21 protein-coding genes are annotated in these 21,174 nt (G+C 42.4%); 12 read left to right on the top strand and 9 right to left on the bottom strand.

The features are described 5' to 3' along the window. Nucleotides 1-124 precede the first annotated feature (124 nt). From leuS to R2Q85_RS14410, 5 genes are all read right to left on the bottom strand, one after another. Complete coding sequence (leuS, locus tag R2Q85_RS14430; RefSeq protein WP_316812502.1) at nucleotides 125-2,935, bottom strand: leucine--tRNA ligase; 2,811 nt, start codon at nucleotides 2,933-2,935, stop codon at nucleotides 125-127. A 46-nt stretch (nucleotides 2,936-2,981) separates the two neighbouring features. Continuing rightward, a complete protein-coding gene (locus tag R2Q85_RS14425; RefSeq protein WP_316812501.1) occupies nucleotides 2,982-4,229 on the bottom strand; it encodes a chloride channel protein in 1,248 nt (415 codons plus the stop codon). A gap of 48 nt (nucleotides 4,230-4,277) precedes the next feature. Next, nucleotides 4,278-4,685 carry a lipocalin family protein gene (locus R2Q85_RS14420; protein ID WP_316812500.1) on the bottom strand — a complete coding sequence of 136 codons (408 nt, stop codon included), beginning with the start codon at nucleotides 4,683-4,685 and terminating at the stop codon, nucleotides 4,278-4,280. Between the two features lie 142 nt (nucleotides 4,686-4,827). Continuing rightward, nucleotides 4,828-5,058: a hypothetical protein gene (locus tag R2Q85_RS14415; protein ID WP_316812499.1), complete on the bottom strand. Its 231-nt coding sequence runs from the start codon at nucleotides 5,056-5,058 to the stop codon at nucleotides 4,828-4,830. Between the two features lie 58 nt (nucleotides 5,059-5,116). Further along, nucleotides 5,117-5,998, bottom strand: a complete 882-nt coding sequence (locus R2Q85_RS14410) for a DUF1080 domain-containing protein (RefSeq protein ID WP_316812498.1) — start codon at nucleotides 5,996-5,998, stop codon at nucleotides 5,117-5,119. 183 nt (nucleotides 5,999-6,181) lie between these two features. Here R2Q85_RS14410 and R2Q85_RS14405 point away from each other — a divergent pair, with 183 nt between their 5' ends. From R2Q85_RS14405 to R2Q85_RS14370, 8 genes are all read left to right on the top strand, one after another. Continuing rightward, on the top strand, nucleotides 6,182-7,060 hold the full coding sequence (locus R2Q85_RS14405) for a cell division protein FtsX (RefSeq protein ID WP_316812497.1): 879 nt from the start codon (nucleotides 6,182-6,184) through the stop codon (nucleotides 7,058-7,060). Beyond that, nucleotides 7,060-7,284, top strand: coding sequence for a DUF3098 domain-containing protein (locus R2Q85_RS14400; protein WP_316812496.1), 225 nt, complete (start codon nucleotides 7,060-7,062; stop codon nucleotides 7,282-7,284). The genes R2Q85_RS14405 and R2Q85_RS14400 overlap by 1 nt, the downstream gene beginning before the upstream one ends. Nucleotides 7,285-7,293: 9 nt before the next feature. Continuing rightward, a complete protein-coding gene (locus tag R2Q85_RS14395) occupies nucleotides 7,294-8,088 on the top strand; it encodes an undecaprenyl-diphosphate phosphatase (RefSeq protein ID WP_316812495.1) in 795 nt (264 codons plus the stop codon). After that, nucleotides 8,085-8,771: a tRNA pseudouridine(55) synthase TruB gene (gene truB / locus R2Q85_RS14390; RefSeq protein ID WP_316812494.1), complete on the top strand. Its 687-nt coding sequence runs from the start codon at nucleotides 8,085-8,087 to the stop codon at nucleotides 8,769-8,771. The genes R2Q85_RS14395 and truB overlap by 4 nt, the downstream gene beginning before the upstream one ends. A gap of 2 nt (nucleotides 8,772-8,773) precedes the next feature. Beyond that, nucleotides 8,774-9,637: a YitT family protein gene (locus R2Q85_RS14385; protein WP_316812493.1), complete on the top strand. Its 864-nt coding sequence runs from the start codon at nucleotides 8,774-8,776 to the stop codon at nucleotides 9,635-9,637. A 15-nt stretch (nucleotides 9,638-9,652) separates the two neighbouring features. Next, the gene (locus tag R2Q85_RS14380; RefSeq protein WP_316812492.1) at nucleotides 9,653-10,588 is read left to right on the top strand and encodes a bifunctional riboflavin kinase/FAD synthetase; all 936 of its coding nucleotides are present in this window, start codon (nucleotides 9,653-9,655) and stop codon (nucleotides 10,586-10,588) included. 82 nt (nucleotides 10,589-10,670) lie between these two features. After that, complete coding sequence (locus R2Q85_RS14375) at nucleotides 10,671-11,009, top strand: hypothetical protein (RefSeq protein ID WP_316812491.1); 339 nt, start codon at nucleotides 10,671-10,673, stop codon at nucleotides 11,007-11,009. A gap of 59 nt (nucleotides 11,010-11,068) precedes the next feature. Then, nucleotides 11,069-13,303: a cation:proton antiporter gene (locus R2Q85_RS14370; RefSeq protein ID WP_316812490.1), complete on the top strand. Its 2,235-nt coding sequence runs from the start codon at nucleotides 11,069-11,071 to the stop codon at nucleotides 13,301-13,303. On the opposite strand, the gene R2Q85_RS14365 is transcribed toward R2Q85_RS14370, so the two are convergent. Both R2Q85_RS14365 and uvrA read right to left on the bottom strand, forming a co-directional pair. Continuing rightward, nucleotides 13,296-13,877, bottom strand: coding sequence for a LysE family transporter (locus R2Q85_RS14365; RefSeq protein ID WP_316812489.1), 582 nt, complete (start codon nucleotides 13,875-13,877; stop codon nucleotides 13,296-13,298). The two genes, R2Q85_RS14370 and R2Q85_RS14365, sit on opposite strands and share 8 nt — an antisense overlap. 68 nt (nucleotides 13,878-13,945) lie before the next feature. Then, entirely contained in the window at nucleotides 13,946-16,753 is a 2,808-nt protein-coding gene (uvrA, locus tag R2Q85_RS14360; protein ID WP_316812488.1) for an excinuclease ABC subunit UvrA, read from the bottom strand. Between the two features lie 264 nt (nucleotides 16,754-17,017). Between uvrA and R2Q85_RS14355 the strand changes: the two genes are divergently transcribed. The 4 genes from R2Q85_RS14355 to recA all read left to right on the top strand — a co-directional run bounded on the left by R2Q85_RS14355 (nucleotide 17,018) and on the right by recA (nucleotide 19,790). Next, the gene (locus R2Q85_RS14355) at nucleotides 17,018-17,593 is read left to right on the top strand and encodes an RNA polymerase sigma factor (protein ID WP_316812487.1); all 576 of its coding nucleotides are present in this window, start codon (nucleotides 17,018-17,020) and stop codon (nucleotides 17,591-17,593) included. A 94-nt stretch (nucleotides 17,594-17,687) separates the two neighbouring features. After that, complete coding sequence (locus tag R2Q85_RS14350; protein WP_316812486.1) at nucleotides 17,688-17,924, top strand: hypothetical protein; 237 nt, start codon at nucleotides 17,688-17,690, stop codon at nucleotides 17,922-17,924. Between the two features lie 53 nt (nucleotides 17,925-17,977). Then, nucleotides 17,978-18,655, top strand: a complete 678-nt coding sequence (gene nth, locus R2Q85_RS14345) for an endonuclease III (RefSeq protein WP_316812485.1) — start codon at nucleotides 17,978-17,980, stop codon at nucleotides 18,653-18,655. A gap of 121 nt (nucleotides 18,656-18,776) precedes the next feature. After that, nucleotides 18,777-19,790, top strand: coding sequence for a recombinase RecA (gene recA, locus R2Q85_RS14340; RefSeq protein WP_316812484.1), 1,014 nt, complete (start codon nucleotides 18,777-18,779; stop codon nucleotides 19,788-19,790). Nucleotides 19,791-19,848: 58 nt separating this feature from the next. On the opposite strand, the gene R2Q85_RS14335 is transcribed toward recA, so the two are convergent. Together R2Q85_RS14335 and tsaD are read right to left on the bottom strand one after the other, a co-directional pair. Beyond that, nucleotides 19,849-20,070: a hypothetical protein gene (locus R2Q85_RS14335; RefSeq protein ID WP_316812483.1), complete on the bottom strand. Its 222-nt coding sequence runs from the start codon at nucleotides 20,068-20,070 to the stop codon at nucleotides 19,849-19,851. Between the two features lie 14 nt (nucleotides 20,071-20,084). Then, nucleotides 20,085-21,086 (bottom strand): tRNA (adenosine(37)-N6)-threonylcarbamoyltransferase complex transferase subunit TsaD, encoded by a 1,002-nt coding sequence (gene tsaD / locus R2Q85_RS14330; RefSeq protein WP_316812482.1) that lies wholly within the window; start codon nucleotides 21,084-21,086, stop codon nucleotides 20,085-20,087. Between the last annotated feature and the right edge of the window lie 88 nt (nucleotides 21,087-21,174).

Genomic DNA, 21,174 nt, shown 5'->3' with positions numbered 1-21,174 from the left:
TTAAGCCGCACAAAAATGACGGCAAATTCTGTTTAAATTTTGAACTTAATGCTTTTTTTTAAAAAAACAATAATTTAATCCAAACAAAATTTATTTACACCCAAAAAAACATCCGCCAGAAAAACTACAAAACAATATTTACAATCCTGCCCTTCACTACAATCACCTTTTTCGGCGCTTTACCATCAAGGTATTTCTGCACATCTTCATTTGCCAGCACCGCTTCTTCAATGGCTGCAGGCTCCAGTGCAAGGCTCAGGTTCAGGTTTAAACGGGTCTTACCATTTACTGATACCGGGTAGCTAAATTCATCCTCTACCAGGTAAGCCGGGTTAAAGGTAGGGTACGGTGTATACGATAAACTGCCTGCTTCATGACCAAGCATTACCCAAAGCTCCTCACAGATGTGCGGCGCATAAGACGAAAGTACTACAACGAGGTCTTCCAGCACCTGCCGGTTTTTACATTTCAAATCTGTTAACTCATTTACCGCAATCATAAAGCTGGAAACAGAAGTATTAAAAGAAAATCTTTCAATATCATCCTGCACTTTTTTAATGATCTTATGTAAAGCCTTCAATTCTGCCTTAGCAGGTACTGAATCATTAACATGGAAAGTCCAGTTCTCGTTATGGAACAAACGCCAGAACTTACGCAGAAATTTAAATACCCCTTCAATACCATTGGTATTCCAGGGCTTACTCTGCTCGAGTGGCCCCAAAAACATTTCGTACATACGCAAAGTATCAGCCCCGTAGCTTTCAATCAGCACATCAGGGTTTACCACGTTGAATTTAGATTTAGACATTTTCTCTACCTCAACGCCGCAAATGTATTTGCCATTCTCCAGAATGAATTCCGCATCGGCAAACTCTGGCCTGAACAGTTTAAACTGTTCGATATTAAGGAGCTCATTGTCTACAATATTTACATCTACATGCAATGCTGACGTTTTATAATCTTTCCTTAAGCCATAAGAAACCAGTTTATTGGTCCCTCTTCCCTCTTCATCAATAACCCGGTATACAAAATTACTTCTGCCCTGGATCATGCCCTGGTTGATCAGCTTTTTGAAAGGTTCCTCTTCCTGCACATAACCCAGGTCTTTTAAAAACTTGTTCCAGAAACGACTGTATAACAAATGACCCGTAGCATGCTCTGCACCACCTATGTATAAATCAACATCCTTCCAGTAAGCAATGGCTTCTTTCGATGCAAAATCCGAATCATTCTTCGCATCCATATAACGGTACCAGTACCAGCTCGATCCAGCCCATCCTGGCATGGTGCTCAGTTCATACTCATATTCATCTTCATATTTCCAGCCTTCAGCCCTGCCCAATGGCGGTTCCCCACTTTCAGTTGGCAAATATTTATCAATCTCAGGCAACAGCAAAGGCAACTCTTCTTCCTTGATGAGATAAGGCAGGCCATCTTTAAAATAAACAGGAATAGGTTCTCCCCAATAGCGCTGACGACCAAATATTGCATCACGCATGCGGTAATTGATTTTTGCTTTGCCCAGGCCCTGCTCTTCCAGCCAGGTGTTCAAAGCGGCGGTAGCGTCAGTATAGTTCATTCCGTTAATGAAGCCGGAATTGATGTATTTTCCTTCTTTGGTGGCATCGGCCTGCTGCTCAATATCCTGTTGCGCATCCAGGATCTGCACAATCGGCAGGTCAAAATGTTTGGCAAACAACCAGTCGCGCTGATCACCGCTCGGCACACCCATTACCGCCCCTGTACCATAACCGGCAAGCACGTAATCGGCTATCCATAACTGGATGCGCTCCCCACTCACCGGGTTAATCACATAACTGCCTGTAAATGCACCTGAAACCGTTTTGGTATCGGCCATACGGTCCAGTTCCGATTTCTTCCTGGTTTGTGCAATATAATTGTTAATGTCATTCTGCTGTTCAGGTGTAGTTAATGCAGCTACCAGTTCATGCTCCGGGGCCAGTACCAGGTACGAAACCCCAAATATCGTATCCACGCGCGTAGTAAAAACTTCAATTGCACCCACACCAAATGGCAGGGACTTATGATCCGCAGCCTCAATTCTAAACTTCACCGAAGCACCAACGCTTTTGCCAATCCAGTTGCGCTGCATCTCTTTAACCGGTTCCGGCCAGTCTATGGTATTCAAGCCCTGCAGCAAGCGTTCTGCATAGGCAGAAATACGCATGCTCCACTGCATCATTTTTTTCTGTTCTACGGGATGCCCGCCACGTTCCGAAAAACCGTCTTTTACTTCATCATTGGCCAGTACCGTGCCTAAAGCCGCGCACCAGTTTACCGTGCTTTCCTTTAAATACGTTAAGCGGTATTTTAACAGCTCCTCCTGTTTTTGTTCATCGCTCATGGTGGCCCAGTCGCTTGGCATAAAGTCTTTCGTGTCTTCATCACAAACGGCTTTAACATCGGCACTGCCAGAAGCATTAAATTTCTCTATCAATGTGGTGATGTCCTCTGCACGGTCGGTCTCCAGGTTATACCAGGAATTAAACAATTGCATAAAGATCCACTGCGTCCATTTGTAATATTCAGGCTCACTGGTGCGTACTTCCCTGCTCCAGTCAAAAGAAAAACCAATCCCATCCAGCTGTTTGCGATAGGTATTGATATTGGCTTCGGTGGTTAAAGCAGGATGTTGTCCGGTCTGTATGGCATATTGTTCCGCTGGCAAACCAAAAGAATCATAACCCATTGGGTGCAATACATTAAAGCCTTTCAGCCTTTTATACCTCGAAAAGATATCGGAAGCAATATAACCGAGCGGATGACCAACATGCAATCCTGCCCCAGAGGGGTAAGGAAACATATCCAGCACATAAAACTTAGGTTTGGTACTGGCTTCTTCGGCCTTAAAAGTTGAATGCTGAGCCCAGAATTTCTGCCACTTTTGTTCTATCTCTTTAAATTGGTAATCCATTATTGCTATTCCTTTTTTATAGCGCGAAAATAAAGAAATAAAGGTGTTAAAAGAAGAAGTTCCTGATTTTGCCAAACAATAAATGCTTTGGTGCTTTGTTTTCCGGTGCATTATAAATGCTGTGCCTGCCCGAAATAAAATAGGAAGCCATACACGCAAGGGCCACATAAATGCCGCAAGACAACCCAAATAACTCCATGGCCATCACACAACAGGCCAGTGGCGTTTTAGCTGCACCCGCAAAAACAGCTACAAAGCCCATTCCGGCCAACAGACCAACCGGAAGTGGTAAAAATATGGACAGCGCACTGCCCAAAGTAGCGCCAACAAAAAAAAGCGGGGTCACCTCGCCCCCTTTAAAACCAGAACCCAGAGTAATGGCCGTGAACAGGATTTTAAGTGCAAAATCCTGGGCCTGGCTTGCAGTGCCAAATGATTCCAGTATCGTAGGTATACCCAGCCCGGTAAATTTATAAGCACCAGGCACAAGAAATAACAGCAGCAGCACTATACCCCCCGCAAAAGGCCTCAAAGGTGCGTAGCTGATCTTTTTAAACAAATGCGAACAGCCTTCGGTCAGCTTAACAAATATAACCGCTGCAAATCCGAAGGCCACACCAGCCATTGCACTGTATATCATTCCTCTGAATGTCAGGGGCAAAAACTGGCTGATCGGGTAATGAGTATGTCCAACGCCCCACAATTCAGTAACATAAGCAGCTATAAAAGCTGCAGCTATTGCAGGGGCAATGGCCCTTACTGGTATTTTACTGAGCAAAAGCACTTCCATGCCAAAAATAACACCAGCCAGTGGCGTGCCGAAAACTGAGGCAAAGCCAGCACTTAAACCCGCTATCAGCAAAATCGTCCTGTCGGCAGCACTCAGTTTAAAAGGGATATGCAACTGGTCAGCAGTGGCCGCCGCCATCTGTAAAGCTGTACCTTCCCTACCTGCAGATCCACCAAACAAATGGGTAACTACGGTTCCGGTAAGTACCAGCGGCACCATTTTAAATGGAATTACATCCTTTGGATTGTGAACGGTATCAAATACCAGGTTATTGCCCCTTTCTACCTCTTTTCCCTTATGGTGGTACACCAGGCCAATGATAAGCCCGGCCACCGGCAGCAGGTACAACAGCCAGGTATGGTGGTCCCTGAAAAGGGTAACCAGGTTTAACGCAGCCAAAAACACGGCTGATAAAGTTCCTGCAGCAATACCAACGATCAGAATTAACGTGATCCATTTCAGCAGGTAAACAATAAGGGAGGGCAGCGTTGTTTTTTTAACCATAAAACGAGCTCATGCAAAGTTTAAATGGCTCCCCGCAAATATAAAAGATTACCTGGTCAAGTAATACTTTTCTGTCGTTTTTGGTGTTGCTCCCTGTATATCTGCAGTAAATTCCAGTTTGTTGGGCGTAAGGGTATTTATTTGTGCAATGTATAATTTACCACCATAATTGATGTTTACACCAGTCCCATCCAGTACCGTAAAAGTGCCGATATGGCTATTGCTCTTAAGGTTGATCACGACCTCGTCTTCTTCATTATTGCGGAATTCAAAATAATCTGAAGCAATACCTGTATAAGATACCATGGCACTGCCCGCAACGGTAGTCTCAATTTTTGCGAGCTGCCACTTGCCGATCATGTTCTTTTTGTTACTGGTCTGTTCGTCCTTTTGACAAGCAGTAATACCAGCAACTATTAACATTAAGGTTAGGGCGAAAGTAATTTGTTTTCTCATAGGGGTAAGTTTTTAAGTTTTTTATTTAGTTCTAATTGTCATTAATTCTAATTGTCATTAATTAGAACTGTAACGAAGAAAAAAATGTTTTGGTACAAAAATGTTACACAAAATGCATTAGCATAAATCGGGCCAATACAAATTACAGCCTATACCTCAGCTTAATATTTCGTGCAATAACCTTCAGCAATCCTGGATGATCACTAACAGTGGCATCAGCATCATCCCAGTCACCTTTCAAATTCCGGCAAAGCTCATATTCTTCACCATTCAGGCTTATCCGAATGGAATCCGTTTCTTTTGTAATTGATTTGGTTAAAACGATGTAGGTATAATCCTTTTCTTCAAAGGTGATGCGCAAAGGTAGACTCATAATTTATCTATAGCGTCAAGAATGCATTTTTATTGTGTAGCAATACAACTACGTTCAATCAATATTTTACCACTCTTTTTCCCGTCATCAGCTTTCGAACCACCTCATTTAATTTTACCGGATCATTTGCATACTTTTCTAAATTAACGATTGCTACTTTTCGAAAATCAACTGGCTGCCCTTCACTTTGTAAAGCAATAAATCCTGCTTTCAATAGCTTGCCGTCAAGTTTAACGGCTGGATCGAAATTATTTACCACGCCACCGCCAATTTGTGGTTTTGAATATTGCAGCACAGTATCTCCATTGATGAGGTGAGTGATCAGTGAATCGCCCAATACAATTAATTCGGCCGTTACCCACTCCTCTTTTTTATAGGTTTTGGATGTAGAATTTATGCAATGCCTGCTGTCAATCTTTCCTTTATATATGACATCAGTGCCTGGCGAACACATGTTTCCGGTAGGGCGGGGTTTTCCATCAGCCAGACCGGCAAGCAATTGACACTCTATGGATATCGGCCAATCCTGATCTTTAAGCATGGTTTTGGGGTCCTGAGAATGGAACATGATCCCGCTATTGCTAACGGTATAAGATGGAGCGTCTGTTTTCCAGTCTCCTGTGATCCTATATTCTACCCGCAAACAGTAATGAGAAAAGGGTTCCTTAAAATACAAATGTCCAAATTGATTGTTATACGCACCATACTGGTCGTATCTGACTTTGATCACGCCCTCTTCCACCCGAAAGGTATTAGCATAATTATCACCAACCTCATGATGATTGATTTTTACGATCCAGTCTTTAAGGTCTTTACCATTAAAAAGCGGCGTCCATTTCGGATCGGAAGACGATTTTACAGATGAACAGGTAAAAAAAAGAAAAGGCAAACACAGAATGCTTACAGGCCGGGTGATTAAAGAGATAAAATTTTGTTTCATGCTGCGACAATATATGAAAAAAGAACCTTTCTCCCTTAACAACCCCAATTGCCCTTCTCCATGAATGACCCCTCTAAAAAGAACGGTATTTTTTCCCTTATACGTCTTTTTAGTTTTTTACGTTCTAGCTTTGTACTTTAATGGCTTATATTTTTTATTTTCGCAAAACATAAATAAAATTACATGGAAGAATTTGAAGTTAGCGATGCTTCTAAGAAGACAAAAACCATATACATTTCTACTATTTTCAGTATTGCGCTGGTATTACTGATGCTGGGTATGCTGGGCTTGATTTTAGTGCATGCTAAAAACCTTTCTAACTACGTAAAAGAAAATATTGTTTTGAATATTATTGTGGATGAAGGTGCAAAGGAGACAGCAGTACTTGCTTTTCAGAAAGAACTGAATGCCAATCCGGCCATCAAAAGTACGGTTTATGTAAACAAGGAAATGGCAGCAAGAAGCCTGACGAACGACCTTGGTGAAGATTTTGTCAACTTTTTAGGATATAATCCATTGCTCTCTACCATAGACGTCTATTTAAAAGCGGACTATGCCAATAATAAAAGTATCGATGCCCTGAAAGCAAACATTGGTAAAAACCCGATCGTAAAAGAAGTGATCTACCAAAGCTCACTGATCGACATGGTCAATAAAAACATCAACACCATCGGGTTGATCATATTGGGCTTTGCCGCTATACTATTGATCATTTCAATTGCCTTAATCAACAATACGATCAGATTAGCTATTTATTCCCAGCGCTTTCTGATCAAGAGCATGCAGCTGGTGGGTGCCACCCGGAATTTTATCCGTAAACCTTTTATCCTCATTGCTGCACTCCATGGTCTTATCGCCGCATTTATAGCCATCTTAATTTTGCTGGGTATACTTTATTACGCCCAGAAAGAAATCCCTGAAATGGTCATCCTAAGAAACTATACTGAATTTGGAATAGTATTGCTGGGCCTGGTTGGCGTGGGCATCTTTATCACAGCCATCAGCACCTCATTTGCGGTGAGCAGATATTTAAATCTAAAAATTTACGATCTTTACAGATAATGGCAGAAAAAAAATCATCTCCTGCAGGTCAGGATAACAAAAGTGAACTGGTGTTCACCAAAAAGAACTATCAGTTGTTACTGATCAGCATTGCTATAGTGGTGCTTGGTTTTATCCTGATGATCGGCACAACAGATATTTACGATTTCCGGAAAACCTTGCTGGCCCCTATGGTTGTTTTATTTGGGTTTGGCTTTGGCGTATATGCCATTTTAAAAAAATAAAGGCATTTCATGGATTATTTACAGGCCTTCATTCTGGCTGTAATAGAAGGATTAACCGAATTTTTACCGGTTTCATCAACCGGACATATGGTGATTGCCAGTTCCTTTATGGGGATTGGGAAAGATGACTTTGTGAAACTGTTTGAAGTGGCCATCCAACTCGGAGCCATTTTAGCAGTGGTGGTGCTGTACTGGAAAAAATTCTTTGACTTCAGCAAATGGCAGTTTTATGTAAAGCTGGTCATTGCTGTAATACCAGCCTTATTTTTTGGCTTTCTGCTCAATGATTTTATAGATGAGACTTTAGGTAACCCGCTGTTTATAGCAGTAGTATTGCTGCTTGGAGGTATCGTATTGCTCTTTATCGATAAACTCTTTAAAAATCAAACCATCAGCAATGAGGCGGAGATCAGCAATTTAAATGCTTTTAAAATTGGCTGTTTCCAGGTTTTGGCGGTTGTTTTTCCAGGCTTAAGCAGAAGTGCGGCCACCATCATCGGGGGCATGCAGCAAAAGCTGAGCAGGCATGCTGCAGCCGAATTTTCATTTTTCCTTGCCGTACCTACCATGTGTGCCGCAACAGGATATAAATTATTGAAAGGCTACCACCTTTTGAATGCGGAAAACGTAAAATTGCTGCTTTTTGGTAACCTGATTGCTTTTATTGTTGCCATAATTGCCATTAAATCTTTTATCGGCTTTTTATCTAAACATGGGTTCCGTATTTTTGGCTGGTACAGGATAATCATTGGTGTGGTATTAATTGCACTTTATTATTCCGGGGTTGAAATGAACGTATTATGAGGGAATTTAATTTTGCCGAAGGAGAATTACTGCTCATCAACAAGCCCTATAAATGGACCAGTTTTGATGTAGTCGGGAAGATCAGGAACTCCCTGAAACCCTTAAAGTTAAAAGTGGGCCATGCAGGCACGCTGGATCCGTTGGCCACCGGTTTGCTGATCCTTTGCACCGGGAAGCTGACCAAACAGATAGACACTTTCCAGGCCGAAGAAAAAGAATATACAGGCACCATGATACTTGGCGCCACTACCCCATCCTACGATCTGGAAACAGTAGTTGACCAGGAATTTCCATTGGATGGCATTACAGCGGAGGCCATTTATGCCGCTACAGCGCCTTTTACCGGGGATATACAACAATACCCACCGGCCCATTCGGCGGTGAAGGTAAATGGTGAGCGTTCATATGTAAAGGCCCGCCGGGGTGAAGAAACGGAATTGCGTTTACGTAACGTTACCGTATCGGCCTTTGAAATTACCAGGATAGCCCTGCCCGAAATCGACTTCAGGATTGTGTGCAGCAAAGGGACTTACATCAGGTCACTGGTTTCTGATTTCGGAAAGCAATTAAAAAACGGCGCCTATTTATCCAAACTGGTGCGCACGCGCAGCGGAAATTTTTTACTGGAAAATGCATTTGAAGTAAAAGATCTGGTTGATTACCTTAGAGAGAAAAAAGCATAACGATGCGGGGGCATATTAAAACTAAAAAGCTGAACTTTACTAAAAACATGTTTTTGATCATGTGTGGTATTGTTTCGGCCTGTTTTGGACTAAAGAGTTTCTTACTGCCCAGCGGTTTCATTGATGGCGGAGTTACCGGAATATCGCTGCTGGTGAGCAACATCACCGGGCTTAAACTATCCTACCTGATCGTCATCATCAACATCCCCTTTGTGATACTCGGTTACCGGCAGATCGGCAAAGTTTTTGCCATTAAAACATCTGTAGCCATCTCTCTGCTGGCTATTTTGCTCATTGTTGCCCCTTTTAAACCCATTACACACGACCCGCTGCTGATCGCCTTTTTTGGAGGATTGTTTTTAGGAGGCGGCATTGGTTTGGCCATGCGCGGCGGTTGCGTAATTGACGGCACCGAAGTTTTAGCCTTGTACATCAGTAAAAAGAGCACGCTTACTGTGGGTAACATCATCCTGATCCTGAACATCCTGATCTTTTCGGTAGCCGCCATATTTTTAGGGATAGATAAAGCGCTGTATGCGATCCTTACCTATTTATCGGCTTCCAATACGATTGATTATATTGTAAACGGCATCGAACAATACACCGGTGTTACCGTGATTTCAGAGAAGAATGAGAACATCAGAAAATTCATCATCCACCAGATGAAAAGAGGGGTAACCATATACAAGGGCGAAGGTGGTTACGGCATTAAAAAGGATATTGACATATTATATACGGTGGTAACGAAGCTGGAAATGGGTAAGCTGCAAACTGCCATCAGGCAAATTGATCCGGATGCATTTGTGATACAGCAGCAAATTGCCGATATAAAAGGCGGGGTGGTAAAACGTCAGGCCCTGCATTAAAGCATATATATACCAATGAACATATACCATCATTTTTCTGAGTTTAAAAGATTAAATAATGCCGTTGTTACCATTGGCACTTTTGATGGGGTACATTATGGCCATCAGAAAATTATTAAAAGACTATGTGAGCTGGCCAGAGCCACCGGTGGTGAAAGTGTGATCCTTAGCTTTTTTCCGCATCCGAGATTGATCATTGACCCGGAAAACCAGGACCTGAAAATGATCAACACCATTGATGAGAAGGCCAGAATTTTAGCAGCCCTGGGTGTAGATCACCTGATCATTACCCCTTTTACCCGGGACTTCTCTAACCTTAGCCCTGAAGAATACATTAAAAACATCCTGATAGATACCATAGGTGTCAAAAACCTGATTGTAGGTTACGACCACCGTTTTGGGAAAGACAGGAAAGGCGGCATGCCTGAGCTGGAAGCCATGGCCAAAACCTATAACTACAAAATTGAAGTGATACCGGAGCAGGACATCAACGACGTTGCGGTAAGTTCGACAAAAGTGCGCAATGCCTTGTTAAACGGGCAGGTTGCCCTGGCTGCCGAGTACCTGGGTTACCACTTCTCTTTGTATGGAAGGGTAATTAAAGGCGACAAAATTGGCAGGACCATAGGTTTTCCTACCGCCAATATTTTTATTGAAGAGACTTATAAGCTGATCCCCTCTGATGGTATCTATGCGGTAACGGTGGATATGAACGGCCAAACTTTTAAAGGAATGGCCTATATTGGTCAACGACCTACCATTAATGGCATGACCCGTAATATTGAGGTGAACATTTTTGATTTTGACCAGGAAATTTATGGGCAAGATATCACCATGACCTTCCTCCAGTTTTTAAGGCATGATGTTAAATTTACAGGCCTGGAAGCCCTTAAAATACAATTGCAAAAAGATAAAGAAGACACTTTAGCTTACTTTGCCCAGCTGCCTTAATTTAAATTTAATGCGTTAACATTCGGATAAAAGGCCTTTTTTTGCTATATTTACAGCAATGAGGTGTTTTTTCAGTGTTATAATGCTCGTTTTTATACAACTGATTTCCCTGCAGTACGCATCGGGAAAAACAGGCAGCGCCTTAAAAAACAAAAAGCAAAAAACAGCTGCCGGCATAAGCGCTTATCATTTCAAACTCAGTAAAAAGCAAAATCCTTCTGTTAAAAAGATCCTTTTTGAGGACCTCCCTTTTGTACACTATTCTGTTAAAAAACCGGGACTTGAATGTTACCTTTTCCCGGAGACGCAGTCAAAGCCTGGTACCCATCAGGTGCCCGAAACTAAGATTCAGCAGTTTTTTACCTATAGCTGCTACACCTTTATATTTGACCAGCTGTACCCCAAACATGTTTTTTGGTAAAACAAATATGCTAAACCCGTTTTAACATATCATTATACCATAATAAAATACACGTTTCTATGATACATTTACCAGTATTAATTACTGATTTAGGTTTAATACTTGCTGCCGCAGGAATAACTACTTTGCTATTTAAAAGAATTAAGCAACCACTGGTTCTAGGCTATATCCTGGCTGGGTTACTGGTTGGGCCCCACATCAAATTCATTCCAACCGTTACCGATAATGAAAGCATCCACATCTGGGCAGAGATCGGGGTGATCTTTTTACTCTTTAGCTTAGGCCTGGAGTTCAGTTTCAAAAAACTGGTCAAAGTTGGGGGCTCGGCCTCCATTACCGCCATTGTTGAAGTGATATTTATGCTGTTGATCGGTTTTGTTGCGGGTAAGGCAATGAGTTGGTCTACCATGGACAGTATATTTTTAGGAGGTATCCTCTCCGTTTCTTCTACCACGATCATCATCAGGGCATTTGAAGAACTGGGTGTAAAACATAAAAAGTTTGCCGGACTGGTATTTGGGGTATTGATCGTAGAAGATTTAGTGGCCATTTTATTATTGGTATTGCTATCTACACTGGCGGTAAGCCAGCAGTTTGCCGGCGCAGAAATGCTGGTCTCTATTTTAAAACTCTGTTTCTTCCTGGTATTGTGGTTCATTGGCGGTATATTCCTGGTACCGACTTTTTTAAAGGCCACCAAAAAACTCATGAACGACGAAACGATGCTGGTGGTTTCCATCGCATTGTGCCTGATCATGGTGTTACTGGCGGTAAAAGTTGGATTTTCACCGGCATTAGGTGCCTTCATCATGGGTTCTATTTTGGCGGAAACCACCCAGGCTGAACGCATAGAGCATTTGACCAAATCGGTCAAAGATCTTTTTGCCGCCATATTCTTTGTTTCGGTAGGAATGCTGATCGACCCAAGTATCCTGATCGACTACGCCGTACCGATTTTAATCATCACCCTGGCTACGGTTCTGGGCAAATTTTTAAGCTCTGGTATGGGCGCACTGCTTTCCGGCCAGCCACTCAAAACATCGGTACAGACAGGTTTGAGCCTGGCCCAGATTGGCGAATTCTCCTTCATTATTGCCACATTGGGCGTTACCTTAAAGGTGACCAGTGATTTTCTTTATCCCATCGCTGTGGCGGTATCGGCCATCACTACCTTTACTACCCCCTATTTAATCAAAGCTTCAGAACCCTTTTATTTTTTCCTGGAACGCAAACTGCCTAAAAAGTGGGTAGAGGGATTGAACAGGTACAGTTCCAGTACGGCAGGCATTACCACATTGAGCGACTGGAAGATCTTACTGAAGTCTTATACTTTCAATACCATTATCCACTCGGTAATCCTGATCGCCCTTGTTTTTCTGGGTGCAAAATACCTGCAGCCATTTATTACAGCCAACATTATTAATGGGAACAAGGGGATCATCATCAGCCTGGTGCTGACCTTAATTTTCATGACACCCTTTTTATGGGCCCTGGCCATCCGAAGGATAGAAAGAAAAGCATATTCCCATTTATGGCTGAATAAGAAATATACACGGGGTCCGCTGATTTCACTGGAGATATTGCGCATTGCCCTGGCCATTTTCTTTGTAGGTTTTCTTATTTTCCAGTTTTACAATACCTGGCTGGCCATTACCATTGCCATTGTGCTGATCGTTTCCGGAATGATCATATTTTCGAGAAAACTGCAGGGCTTTTACAACAGGCTGGAAAGTCGTTTTTTACTCAACTTAAATGCGCGGGAGGCTCAGAATGCACAGCCGGAGATTTTGCCCTGGGATACCCACCTTGCCGAACTGGTAGTGGCGCCTGAATCTAAACTGGTAGGCCAGACCCTGATTGAGCTCTCCATAAGGGAAAAATACGGGGTAAACATCGCGCTGATCGAACGGGGAAAAATCATGATCCCTACGCCTAGCAGGGATGAAAGGTTATACCCTAACGACAAGGTGCTGGTTATTGGAACAGATGCCCAGCTGGCTATGATCAAAGAACTGTTTGAGGGTAGTGTGGATGAGCAGATGGAAGAAGTGAGTTTCCCTAAAAAAGACATGACCTTACAGAAAATCGTGATCAATACCAATTCACCCGTTTACGGACAAAGCATCCGCAGTTCGGGCATCAGAGAAACAACGCAAGGCCTGGTGGTTGGCATTGAAAGGCAGGGCGAAAGGATCCTGAACCCCGATTCGAATATGGTTTTTGAAAATGAAGATATTGTCTGGATCGTAGGGAACAATAAAAAGGTCCCCGAACTGCTCGTTAAGGCTACCTGATCCAGTGGATATAAGTGATCTTACCAATATGATAAGCGGAAAGGGCAAAGAAGAGGAAGGCTATGCTTTTGTTAACAATGTAGCTGCTGAGCTCAAATTTTTCCTGTATGTACTGGGCAAATCGGGCAAAACCATATAAGGCAAGCGCTGCACCAATACCAGAACCGATGCTGAAAACAGAAAGGGAAAGATAACCAATATCAATCCATTCATGGGAGATCAGGTAAGTGCCTACAAACAACCAGTAAGGGATCTGCATGGGGTTGATAACACCCAGCAACATGCCATACCTGATGCTGTCCTTTTTGGAATAATCAGCTTTGGGCATTTCTTTTCTCGACCTCCAGGTTAAAATCCCCAAAACGGCAAACATCAGTACCATCACTACATCAATGGTATTTTCTAGATCGATCTCGCTGGAAAGCCACTGTACAAAACGCATCACCCCAAAAGTGAAGAGGATTTCTACAGTTGAAAAAGCAGCAATAAAGTATAAAGCCTGGCGGATACCCCTGGTTATCGTAATCTGGACTACAGTAAGGTTAATGTTTCCCGGGGGGATGTAACCTAGCATATTTAATACAATCCCCAGAAAGAGTGTTAAAAAAAGCATGGGCGAAGATACAATGATTTCATCAAAACTTATATCGGTTTCATGTGGTCCTTTAAGTATTTGGCGGTATAAGAGCCTTTGGCCGATAAAAGCGCTTCAGGCGTACCTTCAAATACTACATGACCGCCTTTATCACCACCTTCAGGCCCGATATCGATGACCCAGTCGGCCGATTTGATCATGTCCATATTGTGTTCGATCACCAGGATAGAATTGCCCTGTTCAATTAAAGTGTTCAGCGCGATCAGCAATTTTTTAATGTCATGAAAATGCAGGCCGGTTGTAGGCTCATCAAAAATGAACATGGTTTTATTGGCATTGTTTCCTTTGATCAGAAAGGAAGCAAGCTTGATGCGCTGGGCCTCGCCGCCGGATAAGGTATTGGAAGACTGTCCCAGATGCACATAACCCAGGCCAACATCTACCAGGGGTTGTAATTTATGCAATATTTTAGGTTCATTACTAAAGAAAGCTACCGCTTCCTCGATGGTCAGGTCTAAGATATCCGCCACATTTTTATCCTGGTAAGTGATATCCAGCACCTGCTGTTTAAACCTTCTGCCACCACAGGTTTCGCAAGGCAGGTAGATATCAGCCATGAACTGCATTTCGATCTTCACCTCTCCTTCACCCTGGCAAACATCACAACGCCCGCCTTCTACATTGAAAGAGAAAGCCGCGGGTTTTAAGCCGGCTGCTTTTGATGCCGGTAAGGCCGAGAACAGCGCCCGCACATCATCCCAGGCTTTGACATAAGTAACAGGGTTTGACCTGGATGAGCGGCCTATAGGGTTCTGATCTACCATTTCTACCTGGCTAACCAGGTCGTAATTGCCGTAGATGCCGTCGTATGCACCGGTTTGTTCGCCCGAATAGTTGCCTATGGCTTTTTGCAGGGCAGGGTAAAAGATCTTTTTAATTAAACTGGTTTTTCCGGAGCCGGACACCCCGCTGACTACCGTAAATATACCGAGCGGTATTTTTACATCGATATTTTTGAGGTTGTTTTCTCTGGCACCTTTAATGAGCACATGGTCTTTCCAGGCCCTGCGTTTCGCAGGAATGGCGATCTTTTCCGCACCAGAGAGGTAACGGCCCGTTAAACTGTCCTTATCCTTTATAATTTCACTATAGGTACCGCTAAATACCAGGTTACCCCCATGCGTTCCGGCTTCCGGGCCGATATCGATGATGTGATCGGCAGCCTTCATCATTTCCTCTTCATGCTCTACAACAAGAACGGTATTGCCCACGTTCCGGAGTGCCTGCAGCACTTCTATCAGTTTGTTGGTATCCCTGGGATGCAACCCAATGCTCGGCTCATCCAGCACATAGATGGACCCGACCAGACTACTGCCCAATGAGGTAGCCAGGTTAATGCGCTGCGATTCACCACCCGACAGGGTATTGGAAAGCCTGTTCAAGGTTAAATAGCCCAGGCCCACATTGTTTAAATACAATACCCGGTTCACAATCTCGGCCAGTAAACGTTTAGAGATCTTTTGTTCCGTATCCGAAAGTTTCAGGTGTTCAAAAAAGTCGAGTATGGTGGCCAGCGGCATCAGTACCACATCAATGATAGATTTATCTGCAATTTTAACGTAGGAGGCATCTTTACGCAATCTTGAACCTTTGCAATCCGGACAAATGGTTTTCCCCCTGTACCTGGACAGCATAACCCGGTACTGGATCTTATAGGTCTGCTCTTCCAGCTCTTTAAAAAAATCATCCAGGCCACCAAAGTACTTATTACCTGTCCAGATCAGTTTTTGCTCCTTTTCGCTAAGCTCACTATAAGCGCGGTGAATCGGGAAATTGAATTTATCCGCGTTTCTGACCAGCTTGTTCAGCCATTCGCGCATTTTTTCTCCGCGCCAGGGCGCAATGGCATTGTCGTATACACTCTTGCTTTTATCCGGAATCACCAGGTCTTCATCTATGCCGATCACGCTGCCATAGCCCTCACACCTTTTACAGGCACCATAAGGATTGTTGAAACTGAAAAAGTTAGGTGTTGGTTCTTCAAAGCGGATACCATCCAGCTCAAACCTGTCGCAGAAATGGCTCAGTTTACCTTCATGATCTACATAGCAATCGCCCTTTCCTTCAAAAAAAGCAGTTTGCACAGAATCGGCTATACGGCTTAAAGTTTCCTCTTCTGTATTGACCACAATCCGGTCAATCAGGATCCGGATGGTTTGCTCATCAGTAAGCTCAAAATCCTTAAAATCCTGGTCTTCCAGGATATCCTCAATTTTGTGGATCTTATTTTTATAGGAAACCCTGAGGAAGCCTTTTTGCAGGAGCACGGCAAGCTCTTCTTTCAAAGAACGGTTATTGTGTGGGAATAAAGGGCAAAAGATAGTGACCACGCTGTCTTCACCAAGACCAGATATGAAATCAACAACAGTGGTAACGGTATCCCGTTTTACCACTTCACCTGATTCAGGTGAATAGGTTTTACCGATCCGGGAAAAAAGCAGCTTTAAATAATCGTATATTTCTGTAGAGGTACCAACCGTAGAGCGCGGATTGGAAGTAATTACTTTTTGTTCAATGGCAATTGCGGGGGCTATCCCTTTAATGTAATCCACATCAGGTTTGTTCATCCTTCCCATGAACTGTCTGGCATAAGACGACAAACTCTCTACATAACGCCTTTGCCCTTCAGCATACAGGGTATCGAAAGCCAGAGATGACTTGCCGGAACCCGACATTCCGGTGATGACCACCAGCTTATTTTTAGGTATAGCAACGTCGATATTCTTCAGGTTATGAACTCTGGCACCCTTTATGATAATATTTGTGTGTGGATCTTTATTGATTTCTTTACTCATTGACTTCCGGATAGAATGATGCTAATATACCCCAAATAACGCAATATTGTTTTTTTGTGGAAATGCAAAAATAAGGCTCTGAGCGCACTTTTAATTTTTTTTAACACTTTTTATATGGTTTTATGATAAAAAAATCCTTCTTTTGAATTATTAACAGATAATCAAACCACTAACAAACAAACTAATAGGAGAACTCATATAGAAGAAAACATCTACTAAATAATTTTTTAGCAAGCAGCAAGGGAATTTAGTACGGATACTCCTATGAAATTACAACAATATAGTGATCAAGAATTGGTGAAGTTATACCTGACGGGCAACGAAACCGTTTTGGAAGAACTTCTAAAAAGACACAAGTCTAAAATTTACACCTCTATATATCTATTGGTAAAAGATCAATATCTGGCTGAAGATATATTTCAGGATGCCTTTATAAAAGTAATCAACACTTTAAGATCAGGACGTTATAACGAAGAAGGTAAATTTTTGCCTTGGGTAATGCGCATTGCTCATAACCTGGTGATTGATTATTTCAGACGTGAAAAACGTGCCCCGGTTATTACCAGTGCAGATGGCACCGATGTTTTTAACCTGCTCCAGTTTCATGAAGAAAGCGCAGAAGATAAAATGCTGAGGGAACAGACACATTTTGACCTGAGGGCAATGATCCATCTATTGCCGGATGACCAGAAAGAAGTGTTGATCATGCGCCATTATGCTGATCTGAGCTTTAAAGAAATTGCGGACCTGACCGATGTAAGCATCAATACGGCATTAGGAAGAATGCGTTATGCACTGAACAACCTGCGCAAAATGATGAAAGTGAAAGAAATCTCCTGATTATAGGCCGTTATCGCTTTAAAATGGGCTTATTTCATTTGTAAAAAATAAATTACAAATAATTATAGTTAAGGTTAAAATAAATGAATAGCTATTGCGTTTATTAGTAAAAACCAATACCTATTCATTGCTTATGATGGAAACCTTTACTTCAATTGACAACTTAAATTACCAGCAACAAAAGCAGGACAGTAGTGCTGCAGATGAAACTGAGGGAATGGACACGATGTTTTATGATCACCTTAAAGCACCGCTGAATGCCCTGAAAAGAGACCCTGCCGATGAAACCATCGCGAGGATCCTGGCTTACTCTAAAAGCAGCGTAATTTAAAAAGAACTTCAAGCTGCCGGTTTCCCGGCAGCTTTTTTTATTTAAATTTGCCTATGCTCAAAAAAGAAAGATACCGGCTCTTTGTGGCCCATTTTTCTGCAAGGCAACCCAATGCTGAAACAGAACTACATTATAACAATCCTTTTCAATTGCTGGTGGCTGTGATTTTATCTGCTCAGTGTACAGACAAACGCATCAACCAGGTTACGCCTGCCCTGTTTCAGCGCTTTCCGAACGCAAGGGCTTTGGCCGAAGTTACACCTGATATCGTATTTGACTACATCAGAAGTGTAAGCTACCCAAACAATAAAGCAAAACACCTGGTCGGCATGGCCAATATGCTGTTACATGATTTCAACAACGAGGTTCCTGCTGACATTGACCAATTGCAGAAAATGCCTGGTGTAGGCCGAAAAACAGCCAATGTCATTGCTTCTGTTATTTATAATGCGCCTGCAATGGCGGTTGACACCCATGTTTTCAGGGTAGCCAACAGGATAGGCCTGACCAATGGCAAAACGCCCCTGGCTGTAGAGAAAGACCTGGTCAAACACCTTCCGGAGCACACCATTCATGTAGCACATCATTGGTTAATACTGCATGGACGGTACGTTTGCGTGGCAAGATCGCCCAAATGCAGCATTTGCGAGATCACACATTTTTGTAAATATTATCAAAACAATAACAAAATAACTAAAATAATTAGTGATACAACGGGGCTTACAAAATAAAACAAACTTTATTTGTTGATTTAAAATTAAATTACATTATATTTGCTAATATAATTAGCATACAGATAAAACATTTTTGTACTAAGCTAAATGTTTATCTTAACAAAGAATTATAATTACTATGAGCACAAACGCAGACAAATTAAAAGCACTACAACTGACTTTAGATAAGTTAGAAAAATCATACGGTAAAGGTACTGTGATGAAACTTGGAGATAATGCAGTAGAGCCTATTGAATCTATTTCTACCGGTTCCATCAGTTTAGATATTGCTTTGGGCATTGGTGGTGTACCGAAAGGAAGGGTCATAGAAATATACGGGCCTGAATCTTCCGGTAAAACAACCCTGGCTACACATATTATAGCAGAAGCACAGAAAAAAGGTGGCATAGCTGCAATTATAGATGCAGAACATGCCTTTGATAAGGGCTATGCAAAAAAACTCGGGGTTGATGTAGACAACCTGCTCATCTCTCAGCCGGATAACGGCGAGCAGGCATTGGAAATTGCCGATAACCTGATCCGCTCTGGTGCCATTGATGTGATCGTGATTGACTCCGTAGCAGCACTGGTGCCAAAGGCAGAGATCGAAGGCGAAATGGGTGATTCTAAAATGGGTTTACATGCGCGTTTGATGTCTCAGGCCTTGCGTAAATTAACAGGGACCATTTCCAAAACAGGATGCTGCTGCATTTTCATCAACCAGTTGCGTGAAAAGATCGGAGTGATGTTTGGTAACCCCGAAACAACTACCGGTGGTAATGCGCTAAAGTTCTATGCATCTGTCCGTCTGGATATCCGCAGAACTTCCCAGATCAAAGATTCGGATGAGGTTTCCGGAAACAGGGTAAAAGTAAAAATTGTAAAAAATAAAGTTGCGCCTCCTTTCCGTATCGCAGAATTCGACATTTTGTTTGGTGAAGGGATCTCTAAAACAGGCGAGATCATTGATCTGGGTGTTGATTTTAACATCATTAAAAAAGCAGGTTCCTGGTTCTCTTACGGAGATACCAAACTTGGACAGGGCAGGGATGCGGTAAAACAACTGTTAATGGACAACCCGGAATTGTCTGACGAAATTGAAGCAAAAATACGTGCAGAAGTAACCGGAGAAAAACTGGAAGAAAAAGTATAATATCATTTGCAGCAAATAAAAAAATCCGATCGCATCATGATGCGATCGGATTTTTTTATTAACGGTAACTTGGTGGTTGTGATTTCAGCGTACTCCCCGCCCCTGTTTGCATAAACTTGCTGTCATATTTCAGAATGGCAATCAGGGCAATCACAGCCATGGCAATCAGCACCAGTAAACCGAGGTAATTCTTTTTCTTGTCTTTTTTAATCAACCAACCTAAAAAAACAATCAGCGGGATTAACAGTAATCCGAAAAAAATATAGCTAGCTGCATTCATTATCTTTTATTTATTTAAAATTCCATTCTGGAGAGTGGCGCTACGTCCTGCCCAACAAAATCACCCTTTAAGTATTTATGGTATCCGGCAATCGCAATCATGGCAGCATTATCCGTGCAATATTGAAATGCCGGGATGTAAATATTCCAGTTTAACTGACCGGCCATATTTTGCAGTGCAAGGCGAAGGCCGCTATTGGCCGAAACCCCTCCGGCTATAGCAATTTCCCTGATGCCATATTGTGCCGCTGCCTTTTTTAACTTATTGAGCAAGATATGCACAATACTGTATTGTACAGAAGCACAGATGTCATTTAAGTGGCTGGCAATAAAATCGGGGTTTTCCTTTTCCTGGGCACGGATAAAATACAAGATAGCCGTTTTCAAGCCGCTAAAGCTGTAATTTAAATCCCTGATCTGTGGTTCAGGAAATTTAAAGGCCAAAGGGTCCCCTTCTTTCGCATGTTTGTCGATCAATGGTCCGCCGGGATAAGGAAGGTTCAGTATCTTGGCGGTCTTATCAAAAGCCTCGCCCGCAGCATCATCCAGTGTCTCCCCTACAATCTCCATGTCAAAATAATCCTTAACCAGTACAATTTGGGTATGACCTCCCGAAACCGTAAGGCATAAAAAAGGAAATGCAGGTTTTGGCTCATCAATAAAATGCGCCAGAATGTGTGCATGCATGTGATTAACGGCCACCAATGGCAAATCAAGGGCCAAGGCAAATGATTTAGCGAAGGATACCCCTACCAGCAACGAGCCGAGCAGACCAGGCCCCCTGGTAAAAGCAACCGCATTTAAGTCCTTTTTGCTTACCTTAGCATCCGTCAATGCCTGTTGAACTACCGGAACAATATTTTGTTGATGTACCCTTGATGCAAGTTCAGGTATTACACCACCATAATTTTCATGAATTGTTTGGTTTGCAATAACATTGGCAGTAATTTTGCCGTTGTTACATATAGCAACTGAAGTTTCATCGCAAGAAGATTCTATAGCAAGTATTACAGACACGGTCATTTATAATTAAGCTACAAAACTATTAAAAAACTATTACAAATACTGCTTTGGCTTGTTGCATCGGTAATATTACTTGTTGCTG

It is taken from the genome of Pedobacter heparinus (assembly GCF_032678725.1).
GTDB classification, from domain to species: Bacteria; Bacteroidota; Bacteroidia; order Sphingobacteriales; family Sphingobacteriaceae; genus Pedobacter; species Pedobacter heparinus_A.
The sequence above is the reverse complement of the archived record's forward strand: the minus strand, read 5'-3'. Positions and strand labels throughout refer to the sequence as shown.